The sequence below is a fragment of the Bilophila wadsworthia ATCC 49260 genome, from assembly GCF_000701705.1.
Lineage (GTDB): Bacteria > Desulfobacterota > Desulfovibrionia > Desulfovibrionales > Desulfovibrionaceae > Bilophila > Bilophila wadsworthia.
This window is the reverse complement of record NZ_JNJP01000009.1, coordinates 18284-37812: the sequence shown is the minus strand read 5'-3', so window position 1 is coordinate 37812 and position 19529 is coordinate 18284. Positions and strand designations below refer to the sequence as shown.

Genomic DNA, 19529 nt, shown 5'->3' with positions numbered 1-19529 from the left:
AAACAAGGAGTCAGCAATGTCCCAAAGCATACAGGTTTCGTTCGTTCAAGAAGGCGACGTTTATACCGTCCATACGGGTTCATCTGTCCTTAAAGATATTGTCATGGACTATACGGGGGTCCCGGAAACGGAGCGGGGCGGCAACTCGTCCACCCTGCTCATCGCGGCGGCCCTGAGCTGTTTTTGCGGAAGCATCCGGGCGGCGCTCGTGGCGAGGGGGGTCCCTTTCCGCGCTATCCGGGCGCAGGGAACAGGAACCAAGGAACCCAATGCGGACGGCGCGATGCGCCTTGTGGGCATTGATATCGACGTGACTGTCGACGCGGACGAAGCCTACGCCGCCAAGGTGGACCACTGCGCGAAGATCGTCAAAAACTGTCTTATTACGGCGTCCATTTTTGAAGGCATCAACGTATCGCATAGCGTCTGCAGGGGAGGGAGCGCGTCATGAAGCTGACCATCATCGGGGGCGGCCCCGGAGGTTACACCGCCGCATTCGCCGCCGCGAAAGCTGGAGTTGAAGTCACCCTCGTCGAACGCGCCCACCTCGGCGGAACGTGCCTGCACACGGGCTGTATCCCGACGAAGACGCTGCGTTCGTCGGCGGACGCGCTGGACACGGTTGCCCGGCTCAGGGAGTTCGGCATTGCCGGGGATTGCGCCGCCACACCGGACATGTCCGCCATCGTCGCCCGCAAGCGCAAGGTGACGGCGACCCTGCAAACCGGGCTCGAAAAGACCGCCGCCCAGCTGAAGGTCCGTGTCGTTCGCGGCGATGCTGAATTTGTCGGCGCCGGGCTCGTCAGGGTTGCTTCCGTGGACGGATCTCTGGAAATTGCCGGGGATCGGGTCATTCTCGCCACCGGGTCCTCTCCGCTGGAGCTGCCTTCTCTGCCGGTGGATCATCGGCTTGTCCTGTCCAGCGACGACGCGCTGGAGCTGCAAACCGTGCCCGAACATTTGGTCGTTGTCGGCGGCGGGGTTATCGGTTGTGAACTCGCTTTCATCTACCGCGCCTTCGGTGCGAAAGTGACGGTCATCGAAGGGCAGGGGCGTCTGCTTCCCCTGCCATCCGTAGACGGCGAAATCAGCCGTTTGCTGCTCCGAGAAATGAAGAAAAAGGGCATCGCCGTGGAACTGTCCCATACGGTTTCCCGCGTGACCCCGTGTGACGGCGGGGCGGCGGTGGAAATAGCGCCTTTCCCCACAGGGGCGGGCGATTCCCGTGTCCTGAACGCTTCCGCCGTTTGCGTTACCGTGGGCCGGGTCCCGAATACCGCTGGATTGGCCGAAGCGGGGATTGCGCTTGACCAGCGCGGGTGGATCGTCGTCGACGATACGCTGGAAACGTCGGTCCCCGGCGTGTATGCCATTGGCGACGTCACCGGCCCACGGCGGATCATGCTGGCACACATGGCCGCAGCCGAAGCGCATACGGCGGTTCATAACATCCTGCACCCTGAAAAGAAAAAAGTACAATCGTATACGGTGGTTCCTTCGGCCATTTTTACTTCGCCGGAAATCGGCGATGTGGGATTGACGGAAGAGCAGGCCCGAGAGCAGGGGATAGCGGTCCGCTCGGCGGTTTTCCAGTTCCGGGAACTCGGCAAGGCGCAGGCTATGGGCGCGCTTTCCGGACTCTTCAAAATCGTTGCCGAAGAAGGCACAGGCAAACTCCTCGGCGTTCACATTGCCGGGGCGCACGCCTCGGATCTCATCGCCGAAGCAACCTTTGCCCTTCAGAAGGGGTGCTCGGCACGGGATCTCTTTGAAACCATCCATGCCCACCCGACCCTTTCGGAAGGGCTGTACGAAGCCGCCGGGATGCTCGCCTAGCTCCCGTTTCCCTCAACCATGCCGCACAGGTCCGCCCGGTGCGGCGAACAGCCGGAGGCATCATGAACACACAATCCCTGAACCTTCCTGAAGATCTCGGTTACACGGCCCGCCACGTATGGGCCCGCAAGGACGGCGACACGCTGGTCATCGGCATCACGGATTTCGCACAGGATCAGCTTGGCGAAATCCTGTTCGTCGATCTGCCCGATGCGGGCGCTTCCTTCGGAGCCGATGACGAATTCGGGACGGTGGAATCCCTGAAGACCGTCAGTTCGTTGTATATGCCCGTGGCCGGAGAAGTGGTTGAACGCAATGAGGCGCTGGAAGGCAAGCCAACGCTCGTGAACCTCAACTGCTATGCCGACGGCTGGATGCTCCGCATCCGGCCCACGGAAACGCCCGCCCTGATGACGGCGGCTGACTACCGCAGCCAGCTGGAAGGCTAACGGGCATCCATTCGGATGAATGCAAAAACGCCGGGGAAAATCTCCCCGGCGTTTTTGTGTTCTCTTGGTACCGGATAGCCCATACATCTTCCTCACCCACCCGTACCAGCTGTTGCCATCAAAAAAGCCCTCCGATCCGTCTGGTGGTACGAACCGGAGGGCTTCCTGCCGCGTCGCCGCAGTTTGGCCTTATCATGTCAGAAGGGGAACGCCTCCGCCTTGCTACTGGATCAGCCCTTGCTCCTTGAGGGTCTTGCGGGCCTTTTCCTTTTCCTGTTCGATGATTTCGCCAAACGCCTTCCCGTCCCTATAGTAGGGGAGCAGACCGGCTCCGCGTACGCCCGCCTGATATTCAGGATCGGCGCATACTTTGGCGAGCGCGGCTTCAAGATACGCCTGCGCTTCCGCAGGGAAGTTCGGCGGAGTGGCGAGTCCGCGATACTTGGCGGATTCGAGCTTATAGCCAAGCTCGTTCATGGTCGGGACGTCAGGGCAGAGCTCATAGCGATCCTTGGTTGCAATGGCGAGGCCGCGCGCGCCCTGCATACGCAGGAAGTTGGATGTGGAAGCGAAATAGCAGTCCACTTCGCCGCCGAGCAGCGCCGGGGCCGCTTTGCTGCCGCCGGGATAAGGGACTTGCGTGAACTGCGCGCCGGTGAACTTTTCCACGTTCATGAGAAAGATATGGTCGCCGGTGAGCTTGCCCACGGTCGCGGCCTTTACCTTGCCGGGATTGGCCTTGGCGTATTCGATCAATTCTCCGAAACTCTTGAACGGGCTCTTTTCACTGACGATCAGAATATCCGGATCGAATACGAGGCAGCAAAGCGGATTAAGCTGTTCCGTTTTGTAGCCCGGCTGGCCCTCGGGGCGCAGCATGGGCTGGAGCACGATATGGGGGAGATCCACGCCGCCGATATTGTACCCGTCCGCCTTCGCGCCGATCAGCCACGTCCAGCCGATTTCCCCGCCCGCGCCGGCTTTGTAGGTTACGACGATGGGCTGAGGGATGACACCTTTGGCGAATTTCTCGATGAGCCGATGGCTCAGGTCGCTGCCGCCGCCCGCGTTGAATGCGGTCATGAGCATGATCGGCTTGGCGGGGTATTCCGCCATCGCCGGGAACGTGAGGCCAAGGCAGATCCCCAAAGCAAGCAGTAAAGCATAGAACGTTTTCATAGCTACCTCAAAGATGGGTGGTGAAAAGACATTTTGTCGACCGTTGACTGTATTAAAACTCGGTCGACTGCCCGTGTCAAGTGCTGTTTGTCACAACGCCTAAAAGTTCCTCAAAGAGGCTGTGACGAGTAGGTAAGGAGCGGTGCTTTGGGCGGCAACAGAAAAACCAGCGAGTCAGTAACCCGGAAAGCCGGGAAGGAAGACGCAAAGTAGTTTCCACCCGGCATCAGTCCGACGGCCTGTAAGCGCGGTTTCAGGGAAAGGGGAGAGGCCGGAGCGGACGGGCGTTGTGCTCATTCCATGTATAGATTTTCAATTATTGTAAATATGTTGCGCTCTCGATGGTGAAAACGTAAAAGCCCTGTGCCGCGCAAGACCTCCAGTGGGAAGAAATGTGCGCAACGCTCAAGCCCGGAAGGTTCGGATTTCTGTTGCGCCACCAGGAAAGAGGCAGTCTGCCGACCGAACCCGTATGGAGTGCTGAAAGAGAACACTGGGCGGAACTCCCGATTTTTCCGTTTTTGGCGGCTCAAAAATTTCACTGGGAGCCTGTTTCCGTAGGAAATCGGCATCGGCCATGTGAGCAGCGGAAACATATTCTTTTGCTTTTTGAGGGTATAGAATACACTTATTTTATTTATATAATTAGATAAATGAAGATATTTCATTGAGTGGCGCATGACGTGGTTCATTTTTGTCGACTATTTTTGTCGACAAAGTATTGACAGGGCGTGTTTCTTTTCACATACTGTCGACGGACGACTAAAAAACGTCGTCACTGCTCGACCGTTGTTCGTACACGAGAGGCGTCAAGCCTTTTCCACTCAGGAGGATTCATATGCATACAGAATGTCTGGGGCTTGTTTGCCGTGAATGCGGGAAACGCATTCCTGAGGCTGAATGTGCCCTGTCTTGTCCCGATTGCGGCGCACCCATGCGCGTCATTTTTTCCGAGGCGTCGCTCCGTCAGGCACTGAGCGCGGGGCTGCCCGCCCCAGAAGGGCGTTCATTCCTCCGTCAGTGGCGGTCCATCCTGCCGATTTCCGACGAGTCCCTCATTGATCGCGTGAGCCTCGGTGAAGCTGAAACGCCGCTGTTGCCTTCTCACCGCTATGGTGAAAAACTTGGTATTCCGGATCTCTATTTCAAAGTGGAACAGGGGCCGACCCTGTCTCTGAAGGATCGCGGCACAGCCTTGTGCGTGCTCAAAGCACTGGAATTCGGCTGTAAGACCGTGTGCCTGTCCTCGTCCGGCAACAACGCGGCCAGCGTATCCGCCTACGGTTCCCGGGCCGGGCTGAATCCCGTGGTCTTCGTGCAGAAGCACGTTTCCGCAGCGAAAATTTTTAAAAGCCTCGTCTACGGCGGGCGCGTGGTCCGCATCGACGGCGACATGGCCGCCGCCAGCCGGATCTGTGGGGAAATGGTCAAGCGCCGCAAATGGTTCCAGTGTGGCGGCCCAAATCCTTACCGCATCGCCGCGAAGCGTACCTTCGCTTACGGCATCGTCCAGCAGCTTGGGCGGGCCCCGGATACGGTTTTGATCCCTTGCGGCGGTGGGGCCGGGATGGTCGCCGCGCATGATGCTTTCCGCGAGATGTTTGCCGCCGGGGTCATTGATCGTATGCCGCGCCTTGTCGGTGTGCAGCTGCAAGCCTGCGATCCCACGGCCCGCGCCTTCCATGAAGGTCGCGATGCCGTGACACCCGTGGACAAGAAGCCTTCCCTTTCCGATGCCATCATGAACAACAATCCGTACTGGGGGCGCTACTGCCTACAGGCCGTGCGCGAAACCGGCGGTACCATGATTTCCGTTTCCGATGCCGACTTTATCCGCACCATCCGTGAACTGGGGCGGGAGGAAGGCTTGTTCACGGAACCGGCGGGTTCCGTCTCCGTGGCAGCCTTGCGGTACCTTGTGAAGGTGCCCGGTTTTGAAAATCCGGGCCTTACCGTCTGCAACCTCACCGGACATGGGCTGAACGTTCCGCAGGTCGCCACCGACGAAAGCGAAACGCCCGGCGTCATCCCCCCGACCGTGGAGGCCGTGGAAGCCTTCCTGCAAAGCTGAATCCCGGACAACGCCCTGTAACTGCCACCTGAACACCTGTTGGAGGTAGACATGAAAAGCTTGTTCCTTTCCTCTCTCCTGGCCCTCGGCCTCTTGGCCGTTCCCGCGCAGGCAGCCGAGTATCCGGCAAAGCCGATCACCCTGATGACCGCGTTCAATGCGGGCGGCGGCAGCGACGTCAGCCACAGACTCCTCGAAAAATTCGCCAAAGGTGTTTTTGATCAGCCCATCGTCGTAACCTACAAGGCCGGCGCGGGCGGGGAAATCGGCTGGACGTGGCTGGTCGGCGCGAAGGCGGACGGCTACACCATCGGCGGCGTGGACCTCCCCCATATCGTGCTCCAGCCCATGCTGCGCCCCGAAGGGCAGCCGGGCTACAAAACGGAACAGCTCAGCCCGCTTTGCGGCCTCGTTTACGACGCCGACGTGGTCATGGTTCCCGAAGACGGCCCTTATAAGACGTTTAAGGATCTCATTGAGTACGCCAAGGCCAATCCCGGCAAGGTGAAGGTGGCGACAGTGGGCAAGCTCACCGGCGATCATCTCTTCCTCATGCAGATTGAAAAGCTCACCGGCGCGAAGTTCACGCAAGTCCCCTATTCCGGCAGCGGCAAAGCCATCCCGGCTTTGCTCAGCGGCGAAGTGGACGCCTATTTTGGCTCGGGTTCCAGCTTCCTGCGCATGGAAAAGACCCGCGGGCTCGCCATCGGCAGCAAGGAACGCTATGAGCTGTGCCCCGACGTGCCCACGTTTATTGAACAGGGCTACGCCATTGAATCCGGCAAATATCGCGGGCTCGCCACGCCCCAGAACATTCCTGCCGAAGCACGGCAGTATTTGGAAACCAAGTTCGCGGAACTCTGCGCCAACCCTGAATACCAGAAGGCGGTCAAGAGCAGCGGCCTGATGCCTCAGTTCCAGACCGGCAAGGCCTTCGGTGAAATCATCCGTACGGAAGGCGAACAGGCCAAAAAAATCCTGGAGGCCTACGGTCTCCTCAAGTAGGTTCCGAGGGAGGGGGAAACCCCTCCCGCCATTGATGCTTCACCAATGAAACGAGCGAGATGAACATGTTTGATCCGTGGGTAGTCCTTTCCAATCTGTCCGACCCGGTCACGCTGCTGCTCATGACTCTGAGCGCCTGTTTCGGCATCATTATGGGGGCCGTCCCCGGATTGTCCGGCACGCTCGGCATCGCGCTGCTCCTCCCTTTTACATTCGGGCTTGAATCGGCAACCGCGCTGCTGATGCTTGGTTCCGTGTATTGCGGCTCAGAGTACGGCGGGTCCATCCCTTCCATTCTCATCAATACTCCGGGAACGGCGGCGGCCCTCTGCACCACGTTCGACGGATACCCTATGGCCATGAAGGGGCAAGCGCAGAAAGCCCTTTTTACGGCGCTCATTTCGTCGGTGTTCGGAGGGATCTTCGGCGTTTCGGCGCTCCTGTTTCTGTCCGTGCCCCTCGCCAACGTGTCCATGAAATTCGGTGCGCCCGAACAATTCTGGCTGTGCGTGTTCGCACTGACGATCATCGCTTCCCTTTCTTCGGGCAATGTCCTCAAGGGCGTGATCGGCGCGCTTATCGGCCTCGTTCTTGCCTGCGTGGGCATGGACCCGGTCACCGGGTATCCCCGCTTTACCTTCAATACCATGGAACTCATGGGCGGGATCAACGTGGTCCCGGCGCTTATCGGGCTGTTCGCCATCCCTCAGGCCCTGTTGCTCCTGCGCCCCGCTGGGGAAAAGGGCGCCATGGCTCCCTATAATCCGGCCCCCGGTGTATTCTGGCAAACGTCGAAGGATTTCTTCCGTCGCATATGGGTCACGCTTGTAGCCGGTGTGATCGGGGTCATTGTCGGCATCATGCCGGGCGCGGGCGGCAACATAGCGACCTTCGTAGCCTATAATGAAACCAAGCGTTTTTCCAAGAAGCCCGAAGAATTCGGCACCGGGGTCATGGAAGGCATCATGGCTCCCGAAGTCTGCAACAACGCGGTTGTCGGCGGAGCGCAGATCCCGATGCTCACCCTTGGCATCCCCGGCAGCGCACCCGCCGCCGTGATGCTCGGCGCGCTGATGACCCACGGCCTGAAGCCGGGCTTCGATCTGTTCTCGGAGCAGGGCGACATCGTATTCACCTATACGTTCGGGCTGATCCTGTCGAACTTCATCATCCTGCTGCTCGGCCTCGTGCTGGTGCGTATCTTCGTGCGGGCGCTGAAAATTCCGCAGCACTTTCTGGTTGTGGCGATCCTGGCGCTGTCGGTGGTTGGTTCCTACTCCATCAGCAGCTCGTTGATGGACGTCCTGTCCATGGCGGCTTGCGGCTTACTCGGTTACGTGCTTGTGCGGTATAAGTATGGGGTCGCTCCTATGGCGCTCGGGCTTATCCTCGGCACTACGATGGAGGAAGGATTCAAGCTGTCGCTTCATCTCGGAGCGGCGGAAGGCAATATCATGCTGTTCTTCTTCTCCCGCCCGCAGAGCCTTGCGCTTATCATCCTTACGCTGCTTTCGCTCGGGTATTCCATCTGGAAGGAATGCGGGGCCAAAAAGGTTTGATTTTTGGAACATATCGCCTTTACTGCACAATGGCGTATACGGCTCAATAAGAAAATGTTGGGATGCGACGCAGCCCATCAGGAAGGATGCAGATGAAAGAACGTACCATAGATATTCTGACCGCTGTTTTTCTCATCGCCTTCAGCCTCGTCATGCGGAGCCAGCTTGAGGGCATCCCCCGCGAGGGCGTACTCTTCCCGCTGTGCGTGTTGTACCTGATCATGGCGAGCAGCGTGCTGTTGGCGCTCAGGGCCATCATGGCAGGCAAGGGAGAAATGTCCTTCTTCGGAGACATTCCCCCACAGCGGTGGTGTCTTGTTACCACGGTTTTCATCGCACAAGTGCTTGGCGCGATGTATGTTTCATTCAACATCTGCATGGCCGTCGGCATATTTGCTATGCTCATCGTGCTGACCCCCAAAAAAACCGGTAAGGCGCTGCTCGCCAATCTTGTGTTTACGGCGGCGTTTATCGTGTTTTTCCAGGTTTTTTTCACCAACATCATGCATATTTACTTTCCGGAGCCTTTCTTCGGATAATCCCCCTTTCCGAGAAAGCTTCCGGTTCCTCCGAACAGGCGGCACCGTGCCGTCTCATCAACGTACCGCCTGTTTCCCCTATAGACAAGGACGCCCCAACAACTGGGGCGTCCTTGTCTATGAACTGGCTGCCGCGTCTCCTTTTCGCCCAGCAAGGCGGCGGATGAAGCTTGGCGGGACCATGCCGTTCCATTATTCATGGATGTTCAGCTCAGGAGACTCTAAGCCTGATTGCACAGCAGCGCGCTAGGATGCGGTTATTCCTCGTCAAAGATGGCACTTGCCGGAGACATAAGCTGGGCCGCCTCGTTATAGTGCATGGTGGTTTGGATATTCGCATGTCCGGCAAGGGCCTGAATGCTTTCAAGGCGGGCTCCACGGCTTGCGAGCTGTGTGAAACAGCTATGGCGAAACCAGTGCGGCGAAACGTCGCCTCTGGAGATGACAAGGGAAGACCATTTCTTGACGAGAGCATACAGCCCGTGCCGCGAGATGGGGCGTCCTCGGTGGCGGAGGTTTTCAAAGATCGGATACTCCGGTCGAGGCGAGGTGTGACGCCGCAGTTCTTCAAGCGCCGCTTGGGCTTTCTGAGGAAGATACACCCGCCGTGCCTTGCTGCCTTTACCCAGCACGTCAAGATACCAGCGCCCTTGCCAGTTGATCACATTCATCCATTTGAGAGATACCGCTTCTTCGGCGCGCAGTCCCGTCATGAACAAGACCCGGAAAAGGACAATATCACGAAACGGTGCGCCTACTTCCTCCATGCCAGCGAAAAGGCGCTCCAGTTCATCACGCCCGAGGCTATGCGACAGATGGCCCGGCAAGGACCCCTTGCCGTCATTACGTTTTCGTTTCAAAAAAGCGGCGGGGTTGACTGTACAGACGCCGGAATCGACGAGATGCCGGAAAAAACTCCGGAGCGTGGCCGCCGCCGTGTTCCGAGAACTTGGTTTCAACCCTTTGTTTGTCAGATGCCGCAAATAGGCATCAATATCCCATGCTTTCAGATGGTTAAAGCTTTTCTTCGCATAATTGAAAAGTCCAATGATATACAGTGCATATAATTCTATTGTTTTTGTGGAGTTGGCATACACCGCATGGAGGAAAAAGAGGATGACGCGTTCGTCGGGCAGGAGATCCGACTGAAAAGAAATGTACTCTGCGATATTTTCATAATCGCGGCTGAGCATGAAATGTTCCAGGACACGCTTCCGATCAAGCGGTGTCCAATCAGGTATGGCTTCGGGAAGTTGTGTAGATGAGAGTGCCGGAAGGGGCATGAATAAAACCTCCATGAACAAGAGACAGCTACAGCCTATCGAACTTATGAGGGCACCGCAAGGCACATTCCCTTTGCATTTCATGAGATTGAGGGTATTGCGATGGGCTGATAGTTGCCGGAGGCGGCTTTCAGGATAAAAGGCTTTTATGGTGTTGTCCGAAACCACCCCCAAAATGCCCTGATGTGAGAACGATGTTGGCAGCATAGAGCTTTTACAAATCTGGACCGGGATCGCGCTTTCAGGAGATCTGTTAAGCAAGTCAGGAAACTTTATTCCCGTAAATCGAGATATGGTCCGTATGACTCCAAAGAAAAAGTCTTGCAAAAATCGATTTTAAGGCGCTAAAATTTTTTTTACGATATATGAATCGTAAAGTGCTTCAAAACGATTACAGCGCATTTTAAGGGCTTTTATTCTACTTTAAAAGTTTAGTTAACTTTATGACAGTAAAGTTAACTAAACTAGAAATGAACATTTTCCATCTTTTTTTCTATACGGGCACCTTATTTTCATAATTTATCGTATAATTACAAATAATTACATAAGCAATACGGTAGTATGCGCCTTCTCTAAAGAAAATTTGCCATTCCACAAAAAAAGACGCGCGGAAAAATCGCGCGCCGCATATTCATCCCAACTACCAACTAGTGTACCGAAGCCGCCATGCTCGAAAAACAATTGAGTGTCCGAGAAATGGCAAACGGAGTATCCGTGATAAACTCAAGGCATGTTGGAGACAGTCGTTTTGCACCGGGAAGCATACAGAAAAGATCTGCATGGTAGGTCCGGACTGTGGAAACCTGTACGGAAAACGGCCCTGCACGTTTCAACGGCTTGCATGAGACATTCCGCAGGGCCTTCTGGGCGGCCACGTGTAAGGCCTCATGGACCACCCCAATCGGCTGATGAATGGCCGCCCTCGTACTCAACGCCCGTTTCACAGTCACGATCTCCGCATTGGGGTAAACGGAAACAGCTTCTTCAGCGAGCCGGTCGTCACCGCTGATCAGACGGACGGGGACATCGTACTCCCCAGCCAGCAATCCATTCAGATAATACTCACCTACAGGAGCACCGTTGATGCAGACCTCGGCGAACGCCGATCCGTTGATGGTGTGGGCCAGTACGCCATGAGCTCCGGCACGCGCGTGATATCCGATCAGAAACAAGCCATCCCACGGACCGCAATCAAGGCCGCCCATCATACCAAACAGGCGCGGCTTTCCAGAGACCAGGCACGCACCCGGATGCAGCTCTTCCAACAGGATATTGTTGTATTGCCCATGCCCGTCAGCCACCCATATCTCGGTAGCTCCGCCTTCCAATGCACCTTCGACGGCGGCATTGACTTCTCGTGTCATGAGCAGCCGCGCCCGTTCGTACTCGCCAGATCCGGGGCTCGTCTGCTCCGGGCTCATAACCCCGCTGATACCTTCAATATCCGCAGAAATTAAAATGCGCATCGTTTTCTCCGTATTCCGAACCAGAGCTGTTGCGGTTTTTAGCTCCGTACGATATCACGCCATTCCGGCAAAACTTCCTGAATGGAGGGCCGTCTATGGCCATCGCGCCCGACAAACGGTTCCGCAAAAAACAGGGCTTTGAAAATAGCTTGTTCGGTCGCCTCGGCGGCAGCCTGAAACAGTCGGTCCATCCAGCCGTCCGGTGCATGAAGAAGCGGCACGGCGGATTCCGCCAACTGCGGGAGATGCTGGCTGGAAGAAAAGGCAATGGCTACGTCTCCGCTGCCATGTCCAAAAAGAGAGCCCGTCCGTGCAAGGCCATTCCCAGCCCGCCGGGCCAGCCGTCCGAGCTGCAATACATCCAGCGGCGCATCGGTCGCCAGCAGCATGATGATGCTGCCCTTTTCCGGTGCAGCGGCGAGCACGGCGGCTTCCGCACCGATACGGTCCAGCCGTTCCTGCAAAAGATGGCCCACGGGACGGCCAGCCAACAGGCAGTGTTCCGCTTTGCCGAAATTGGAGAGCACCAACGCGCCTACCGTAAAGGCCTGCCCACCGCACTCCGCTATTCGGGAGGCCGAACCAATGCCCCCCTTGAGATGGAAACAGGACATGCCCCGCCCGGCTCCAACACTTCCCTGCATGAATTCGCGTGAAGCCGAGGCGCAAGCTTCGGTATAATGTTTTTCAGTTACGGCAAGAGCCTGGATATCGTTCAAATACCCATCGTTGCATTCAAGAACCAGCGGGTTGACCGTCGACCACTCCCGGCCTACTTCCGGATGCGCGGACACCGCCGCACGGATCTGCGCCGTGGCGATTGCCCCTACGGAAAATGTGTTGGTCAACGCCAGCGGCGTTTCGAGACAACCGAGTTCCGCCATCTGCATCAGACCGACACTTTTGCCGAAACCGTTGAATATACAACTGGCGGCAAGCGGCTTTTGCATGAGCGGATCGTCGTTGGGGAGCACCACAGTCACACCGGTATGAACATTTCCTTCATCCAGCGTGCAATGCCCGACGCGGATATCGCCCACGTCCGTGATCGCATCCAACTGACCGCTCGGCAAAACCCCAACGCGGGGGAAATCCAATCCGTTCATGGCTATTCCTGATCGATCTTGGGATCAAGCGCGTCGCGCAGGCCATCACCGAAAAGGTTAAACATGAGCACCGTCAAAAAAATGGCGAGGCTCGGAAAAATCGCCACATGCGGGGCCACCACCATATCGGCGCGGGCCTCATTCAACATCGCTCCCCACTCAGGTGTGGGCGGCTGCGCGCCAAGACCGAGGAAGGACAAGCTGGCGGCGGTGATGATGGACGTGCCGATACGCATGGAAAAGTACACGACAATGGACGAGATCGTACCGGGGAAAATATGGCGCAGCATAATCGTCATCGGACCGGCGCCGAGACTGCGGGCCGCCTCGACAAATGTCTGGCGCTTGAGTGACAGCGTGTTGCCGCGCACCAAACGGGCGAATGCGGGAATGCTGAAGATCGCCACGGCGAGAATGACGTTCGCCATACCGCTTCCGAGAACCGCAACCACGCTGATGGCGAGGAGGATGCCGGGAAAAGCGAACAGCACGTCACAGACGCGCATGACCACACGGTCCCACCAGCCTTCAAAATACCCGGAGGTCAGGCCAAGCAGCGTCCCGACAACCGCGCCAACCAGCACGGAGGAAAAACCGGCAGTAAGCGAAATGCGCGCGCCCGCAAGGATGCGGCTGAAGATGTCGCGCCCGAGGGAATCCACGCCGAACCAATGCTGGAGCGAGGGGCCAGCATTCAACATATCGTAGTCAAAGTAATTTTCAGGATCATAAGGCACAAGCCACGGCCAAAAGATGGCGATCAGAACCAACAGGCCAATGAAGCTGCCCGCAAACAGCGTCATGCGCTGCCGCTTGAACTTGCGCCAGAATTCGCTCCACGGAGTACGGACTTTTGTGGGGCCGGATGCGACTGATACGTTGTTTTGCATACTCATATCACTTGAAGCAGATTCGTGGGTTGATGACGGCATAGAGGATATCCACCAGCAGGTTGATCAGGATGAATTCGAGCGAAAACAGGAGCACTTCGGCCTGAAGAACCGGATAGTCCCGCATTTCCACGGCATCCACGAGCAGACGGCCAAGGCCGGGCCAGTTGAATACCTTCTCAACCACGATGGAACCGCCGAGCAGAAAACCGAACTGGAGGCCCATCATGGTCACGACAGGGATGAGCGCATTGCGCAGGCCGTGCTTGACGATGACCGCCCACTCGCTCAGGCCTTTGGCGCGGGCCGTACGGATGTAGTCGTCCTGCAGGATCTCCACAAAAGACGCGCGAGTGAACCGGGCCATGACAGCGGCGACGCCCGCCCCCAGCGTGATGGACGGCAAAATATAGTGTTTCCACGAGTCCGCTCCGACAGTGGGCAGCCAGCCCAGCGAAACGGAAAAAATTTCCATGAGCAACAGCCCGAGCGCAAAGGTCGGGAAGGAAATCCCGGAAACGGCAAGCGCCATCCCCGCGTGATCCTGCCATTTGTTGCGCTTTGTGGCTGAAATCATGCCGATGATCAGCCCAAAGAAGACCGACCAGACCATGCTCCAGACGGTGAGCCAGAAGGTCGCCGCGAAACGCTCCCCGATTTCCACACTGACGGGGCGCTTGGTCCGCAGGGAGGTGCCGAAGTCGCCTTTGGTAATGATGTTGCCGAAATAGGTGATGAACTGTTCAGGAAGGGGCTTGTCCAGCCCAAGATCCTTGCGCACCAGTTCCACGGTGACCTGATCCGCTTCCGGCCCGGCGGCAAGGCGCGCGGGATCGCCGGGAAGCATGTGCACAAACAGGAACACGATCACCGCGACCAGAAACAGTGTGGGCAGCAACCCGAGGAGGCGTTTGAGAAAATAGTGGAGCATCCGTTGAAACCTCGCCGAAGGGCGGAATGACGGGCCGGGCATGACGCCCGGCCCTGACACTGGAATTATTGCAGATCGATTTCTTCGAAGAAGTAGTTGGCGTCAGGCATGACGTACATGCCGGTCAGCTTCTTGCTGGTCGCGTAGAGCAGCTTTTCGGTCACGAGGAAGGCCCAGGGCGCATCCTTCCAGATTTCTTCCTGCACTTCGGTGTACAGCTTGGTCTTTTCGGCGCGGTCGGTGGTGCCGAGCGCCTTCATGATGTCCGCGTCCACAGTGGGGTTCTTGTAGTAGGAAATGTTGTACATGGAAGGCGGAGTCTTGTCGCCGGCGAACAGCGGGCGCAGGCCCCAGTCGGCTTCGCCGGTGGAGGAGGACCAGCCGGTGTAGTACAGGCGGACGGGGGCGGTGGCGGCATCCTGATGGCTTTCCACCTTTTCCACGCGCTGGCCTGCTTCCAGAGCCTGAACCTGAGCCTTGATGCCCACCTGAGCGAGCTGCTGCTGGATGAACTGGATCACCTTCTGGCCGGTGGTGTGGTTGTAAGCGGACCACAGCGTCGTCTCGAAACCATTGGGATATCCGGCTTCGGCAAGCAATTCCTTAGCCTTCTTGGGGTTGTACGGCCAAGGACCAAGCTTGACGGCATAGTCGACGCCCTGCGGCAGCGGGCCTTCCGAGGGGAAGGCGTAACCGCTGAAAGCTACCTTGGCGAGGGCTTCCTTATTGATGGCGTAGTTGATGGCCTGACGCACACGGAGGTCGTCGAACGGCTTCTGGAGCATATTCATGTTCAGGTAGCGCGTCACGATGGAAGGCGCGGCGACCAGCTTGAGGTGCTCGTCCTTTTCCAGAACGGCGGCCTGTTCATACGGCACGGGGAAGGTGAAGTGGGCTTCGCCGGTACGCATCATCGCGGAACGGGCGTTGTTGTCCACAACGGGCACCCAGGTGATGGTATCGATCTTGGGCAAGCCGGGGCGCCAGTAGTTCTCGTTCTTCGCACCCTTAAGATAATCGGTCTGCTTCCATTCCACGAACTTGTACGGGCCGGTGCCCACGGGGTGGAACATGATGTCCTTGCCGTACTTCTTGAGCGCGGTGGGGGAAATCATGACCGCGGAGGGGTGCGCGAGCTGGTTGATGAAAGGCGAGAAGGGCGTCTTCAAGGTCACCTTGGCGGTGAGGTCGTCGACCACTTCGGTCTTGGCTATGTTGGAATACAGGCTGTAGCGCTTCAGCTTGTTTTCCGGGTTGGTAACGCGGTCGAAGTTGACCTTGACGGCTTCGGCGTTGAAATCGGTACCATCGTGGAATTTCACACCCTTGCGCAGATGGAAGGTGTACACGAGCCCGTCGGGGGACACGTCGTAACTTTCGGCGAGCACGGGACGCAGCTCAAGCTTCTCGTTGAAGCCGAACAGCCCTTCATAGAAGGTTTTCGCGCAAGCGTGGGACAGCGTATCGTTGGCATCCCACGGGTCGGTGGTGGTCAGGGTCGAGGCGATGGCAAGCACCACGTCCTTGGACGCATGGGCCTGCGGAGCGCACAACGCTACAACCATCGTCGCGGCAATAAGCACTTTTTTCCATGTCTTACAAAAAAACATACATACTCCTCACTGATGCGCCTGAACGGCGGGTTGATGACGACGCCCTGCGCCATCGCGGAACGTCGGACAATCCTGAACGTGTTGAACGAACTCAGCGCTTCCGCTCCAACAGGCTCGAAAGGCACCCTTTATGCAGCCAAGCTCGCCATGAAAACGGAGTCCCGCCGAAAAACGTCTCCCTCGGCGAAGCACTCTTGAAGCGCGAAACGTTAGACGATCCTAAAACCAGTTCGCCACCTGCTCTTCAGATACGAAATGGCCAGGGCTCACTTCTTTCAGGGGGGCCACCACGGGCTCATAATCCGCTGAACGGACAGGGCTTGGGATTTCGCCAGTCAACAAGGTATGCGACATGGTGCGCCGCGAGGGATCCGGAATAGGCACGGCGGACATGAGTCGTTTGGTATAGGGATGCAACGGGTTTTCAAAGACGTCACGCCGGGAGCCAAGTTCCACGATCTGCCCGAGGTACATAACGGCCACCCGATGGCAGACGCGTTCTATGACGGCCATATCATGGGAAATAAAGAGGAAGGCAATGCGGAATTCTTTTTGGAGGGCCAGAAGGAGGTTGATGATCTGGGCACGTACGGATACGTCGAGGGCGGAAACGGATTCGTCGGCAATGATGATTTCCGGATTCATCGCCAATGCGCGGGCGATACAGACGCGCTGGCGCTGCCCGCCGGAGAATTCATGCGGATAGCGGACGGCCATCGCGGGATCCAGATCGACGCGCTCCAGCAGTTCCCCAACCCGGCGTTCGGCCTCCTGCCGGGAACAGACCTTATGGATCAGCAAGGGCTCCATGATGGAAAAGCCGACCGTAAGGCGAGGGTCCAGAGCCGCATAGGGATCTTGGAATACATACTGGATATTACGCCGCAGCTTTTGCAGCTGAGAGCCGGATACCTGCGTAAGTTCTTGCCCGTTAAACACAATACTGCCCGAACGCGGGGTCTCAAGCCCAATCAGCGAACGGCCGATAGTGGACTTTCCGCAGCCGGACTCACCCACCAGGCCAAGGGTTTCGCCGGGATACAGATTGAAACTCACCTGCTCCACGGCATGGACGCGGCGTTTCACCTTGCCCCAGAAACCGGTTTCCACATCAAAGCGGGTGATCAGGTTATCCACACTGAGCACGGGTCCATCCGATACGGATGGCGCGGAAGCGGCAGGTTCGGGCATGTCGACGGGCGTTTCATCCATGTCGGCGGTGCCCAGCTGTTCGGCTTCGGGATCAGTAATACGCAGCAGCGGGAAGGGAGCGGGTTCGTCAGTCCCCCGCATGGATCCGAGGCGCGGGACAGCCGCCAGCAGGGATTGCGTGTAGGGGTGGCGCGGGTTGTGGAAAATCTGCTCACAGGTGCCCTCTTCCACCGCTTCCCCGTGGTACATGACGAGTACCCGGTCAGCGACCTCCGCCACCACGCCCATGTCGTGGGTGATGAAGATGACCGCCATGCCCATCTCTTCCTGCAGCTGCCGGATGAGCTGGAGGATCTGCGCCTGAATGGTCACGTCGAGCGCTGTCGTCGGTTCGTCGGCGATAAGCAGGGAAGGCTTGCAGGACAAGGCCATCGCGATCATGACGCGCTGGCGCATCCCCCCGGAAAGCTGGTGCGGATACCGCTTGAGGATCTGCTTGGCTTCAGGGATACGGACAAGCTCAAGCATTCTGAGAGCTTCAGCCTCGGCCTCCGCGTGGCTGAGCCCCTGATGGAGCATGACCGCCTCCGCTACCTGTGTCCCCACGGAAAATACGGGGTTCAGGGAGGTCATGGGCTCCTGAAAAATCATTGAAATTTCGCCGCCCCGGATAGTGCGCATGACACTGTCGGCGGCCTTGGCCAGATCGAGTTTTCCACCGTTCCTGCGGGTGAAGGAGATCTTCCCCGAGGCAATGGTTCCCCCGCCATGCTCAATGAGGCGCATCACGGACAATGACGTAACGGATTTCCCGGAACCCGATTCACCCACGATGGCCAGAACTTCCCCGGCCCGCACGTGAAACCCCAGATCCTTTACGGCAACAACGCTTCGTTCGGACGTATCGAAGCGGACGGTCAATCCCTGGACTTCCAGGACGTTTCTGTCACTCGGCCCCATTCCCTTCTCCAATTCCCAACCTAACGGTACTCCGCCCCTTCCGGAACGGTTTCCAGAGACGGACGCGGACAAGCCAACAACTTTAGCGGAACAAATTCGAGGCTGGGGATTTCACAGGGCCTTGCTGAACCGGCAAAACCACGTTGGGAAAATCCCGTAGCCTTCGTTTTCGTTCGAGAATATCCATTAGAAGCCTAAACAACCCTGTTCTGTCAATAGAAAAAAAGCACTCCCCCTCTACAAAAAAGGGCTGAATGCCTTTTTTCTCTTTATCGTGAAAAACAGAACAAAATCACCGACCTCGCTCATCTTCACGAATAAATGCAAACAACAGGCGGAAACGACATACAGAATGAACTCACCACCTGTTTTTTCTACGCTCAGCAGCCTTCTTCCTGTCCATAAATGGCCACGAGCGGAGCCTCCGCCCCCCTGACACATCCCCGGTACATGCCTTCGGAGATGAACGGCAGCGTCACATGCCCCTTTTTATCCACGGCAATGAGCCCGCCCGTGCCTCCAAGCTCGCCTACCCGGGCCAGCACGGCGCGTACGGCGTCCTCAAGGCTCGCCCCCTGATAGCGCACGCGGGCCGCTACGTCGTGCCCCACCACCAGCCGGATGAAATATTCGCCGGAACCGGTGCAGGAAACCGCCACGCCATCATCGGCATAGCAACCCGCGCCGACGATGGGCGTATCCCCTACCCGTCCGGGAAGCTTGTTGGTCATGCCGCCCGTGGAGGTCGCCGCAGCCAGATTGCCCCGGCTATCCAGCGCCACCGCCCCCACAGTGCCCATTTTCGTCTTCTCGTCGAGCGGATTTCCGGCGAAGGAAAGTTTACTCGCCGCAGCCGCGCCGTCGTGGTCGAGCACTGCCGCGCCGGGCTGCCTCGTCTGCGCCTGATGCAGCTGAGCCAAACGGTGTTCCGTGTCGAAGTACGCATCGGGCATGAATTCCACGCCGTGCTCGCGGAGGAACGCCATCGCGCCGTCGCTGGTCATCAGGACATGCGGAGACTGCTCCATGACCACACGGGCCGCCCGGATCGGGTTCTTGACGCCGTGCACGCACGAAAGCGCGCCGGTCCGCAGCGTGCTGCCGTCCATGATCGCGGCGTCCATCTCATGGGTTTCGGCACTGGTATAAACCGCGCCGCGCCCGGCATTGAACAGCGGGCAGTCCTCAAGCATGGACACGGCCAGCGTCACCGCATCAAGGGCGGAGGCTCCGGCGGTCAGCGCGTCCCGCCCTTTCTCCAGAATGGACTGAAGGGCGCCGCGGTATTCGCGCTCCGCCTCAGTGGAAAGGGCTTCCCGGTTGATTGTGCCCGCGCCGCCGTGAATAGCCAAAACAGGAACCTGTACCATGAACGTTTCCTCCAAAAAAACGGAAAGGAATCTCCCCGAAATATGGCGCATTCCTACCGCGCCTTCATCTTTTTGTATAGCCCGCTTTGACGGGATAACCGAGGAAGGGAGTTAGTACCG

17 protein-coding genes are annotated in these 19529 nt (G+C 57.8%); 7 read left to right on the top strand and 10 right to left on the bottom strand.

Annotated elements, in window-relative coordinates:
• Positions 1-16: 16 nt before the first annotated feature.
• From T370_RS0105795 to gcvH, 3 genes are all read left to right on the top strand, one after another.
• The gene (locus T370_RS0105795) at positions 17-451 is read left to right on the top strand and encodes an OsmC family protein (protein WP_029435070.1); all 435 of its coding nucleotides are present in this window, start codon (positions 17-19) and stop codon (positions 449-451) included.
• Positions 448-1836, top strand: a complete 1389-nt coding sequence (gene lpdA / locus T370_RS0105790) for a dihydrolipoyl dehydrogenase (protein WP_029435069.1) — start codon at positions 448-450, stop codon at positions 1834-1836. Before T370_RS0105795 ends, lpdA begins: the two co-directional genes overlap by 4 nt.
• A gap of 62 nt (positions 1837-1898) precedes the next feature.
• A complete protein-coding gene (gene gcvH / locus T370_RS0105785; protein WP_005024449.1) occupies positions 1899-2285 on the top strand; it encodes a glycine cleavage system protein GcvH in 387 nt (128 codons plus the stop codon).
• Between the two features lie 222 nt (positions 2286-2507).
• On the opposite strand, the gene T370_RS0105775 is transcribed toward gcvH, so the two are convergent.
• Together T370_RS0105775 and T370_RS0105770 are read right to left on the bottom strand one after the other, a co-directional pair.
• Positions 2508-3464 carry a tripartite tricarboxylate transporter substrate binding protein gene (locus T370_RS0105775; RefSeq protein WP_029435067.1) on the bottom strand — a complete coding sequence of 319 codons (957 nt, stop codon included), beginning with the start codon at positions 3462-3464 and terminating at the stop codon, positions 2508-2510.
• A gap of 293 nt (positions 3465-3757) precedes the next feature.
• Positions 3758-4144: a hypothetical protein gene (locus T370_RS0105770; RefSeq protein WP_029435066.1), complete on the bottom strand. Its 387-nt coding sequence runs from the start codon at positions 4142-4144 to the stop codon at positions 3758-3760.
• A 158-nt stretch (positions 4145-4302) separates the two neighbouring features.
• On the opposite strand from T370_RS0105770, the gene T370_RS0105765 reads away from it, so the two are divergent.
• From T370_RS0105765 to T370_RS0105750, 4 genes are all read left to right on the top strand, one after another.
• The gene (locus tag T370_RS0105765) at positions 4303-5535 is read left to right on the top strand and encodes a threonine synthase (RefSeq protein WP_029435065.1); all 1233 of its coding nucleotides are present in this window, start codon (positions 4303-4305) and stop codon (positions 5533-5535) included.
• Between the two features lie 51 nt (positions 5536-5586).
• Positions 5587-6540 (top strand): tripartite tricarboxylate transporter substrate binding protein, encoded by a 954-nt coding sequence (locus tag T370_RS0105760; RefSeq protein WP_005024443.1) that lies wholly within the window; start codon positions 5587-5589, stop codon positions 6538-6540.
• A gap of 59 nt (positions 6541-6599) precedes the next feature.
• The gene (locus T370_RS0105755) at positions 6600-8099 is read left to right on the top strand and encodes a tripartite tricarboxylate transporter permease (RefSeq protein ID WP_248604225.1); all 1500 of its coding nucleotides are present in this window, start codon (positions 6600-6602) and stop codon (positions 8097-8099) included.
• A 92-nt stretch (positions 8100-8191) separates the two neighbouring features.
• Positions 8192-8638 carry a hypothetical protein gene (locus tag T370_RS0105750; RefSeq protein ID WP_029435063.1) on the top strand — a complete coding sequence of 149 codons (447 nt, stop codon included), beginning with the start codon at positions 8192-8194 and terminating at the stop codon, positions 8636-8638.
• Positions 8639-8895: 257 nt separating this feature from the next.
• On the opposite strand, the gene T370_RS0105745 is transcribed toward T370_RS0105750, so the two are convergent.
• From T370_RS0105745 to T370_RS0105710, 8 genes are all read right to left on the bottom strand, one after another.
• Positions 8896-9831 (bottom strand): tyrosine-type recombinase/integrase, encoded by a 936-nt coding sequence (locus tag T370_RS0105745; RefSeq protein WP_248604224.1) that lies wholly within the window; start codon positions 9829-9831, stop codon positions 8896-8898.
• A gap of 737 nt (positions 9832-10568) precedes the next feature.
• The gene (locus T370_RS0105740) at positions 10569-11387 is read right to left on the bottom strand and encodes a M55 family metallopeptidase (RefSeq protein WP_029435061.1); all 819 of its coding nucleotides are present in this window, start codon (positions 11385-11387) and stop codon (positions 10569-10571) included.
• A gap of 38 nt (positions 11388-11425) precedes the next feature.
• Positions 11426-12493 (bottom strand): P1 family peptidase, encoded by a 1068-nt coding sequence (locus tag T370_RS0105735; RefSeq protein ID WP_029435060.1) that lies wholly within the window; start codon positions 12491-12493, stop codon positions 11426-11428.
• A 2-nt stretch (positions 12494-12495) separates the two neighbouring features.
• Positions 12496-13383, bottom strand: coding sequence for a glutathione ABC transporter permease GsiD (gsiD, locus tag T370_RS0105730; RefSeq protein ID WP_237910057.1), 888 nt, complete (start codon positions 13381-13383; stop codon positions 12496-12498).
• Between the two features lie 7 nt (positions 13384-13390).
• Positions 13391-14314 (bottom strand): glutathione ABC transporter permease GsiC, encoded by a 924-nt coding sequence (gsiC, locus tag T370_RS0105725; RefSeq protein WP_005024432.1) that lies wholly within the window; start codon positions 14312-14314, stop codon positions 13391-13393.
• A gap of 65 nt (positions 14315-14379) precedes the next feature.
• A complete protein-coding gene (gene gsiB / locus T370_RS0105720; protein ID WP_029435058.1) occupies positions 14380-15924 on the bottom strand; it encodes a glutathione ABC transporter substrate-binding protein GsiB in 1545 nt (514 codons plus the stop codon).
• A gap of 222 nt (positions 15925-16146) precedes the next feature.
• Complete coding sequence (locus T370_RS0105715) at positions 16147-18039, bottom strand: dipeptide ABC transporter ATP-binding protein (RefSeq protein WP_029435057.1); 1893 nt, start codon at positions 18037-18039, stop codon at positions 16147-16149.
• A 380-nt stretch (positions 18040-18419) separates the two neighbouring features.
• Positions 18420-19409, bottom strand: coding sequence for an isoaspartyl peptidase/L-asparaginase family protein (locus tag T370_RS0105710; protein ID WP_029435056.1), 990 nt, complete (start codon positions 19407-19409; stop codon positions 18420-18422).
• Positions 19410-19529 lie beyond the last annotated feature (120 nt).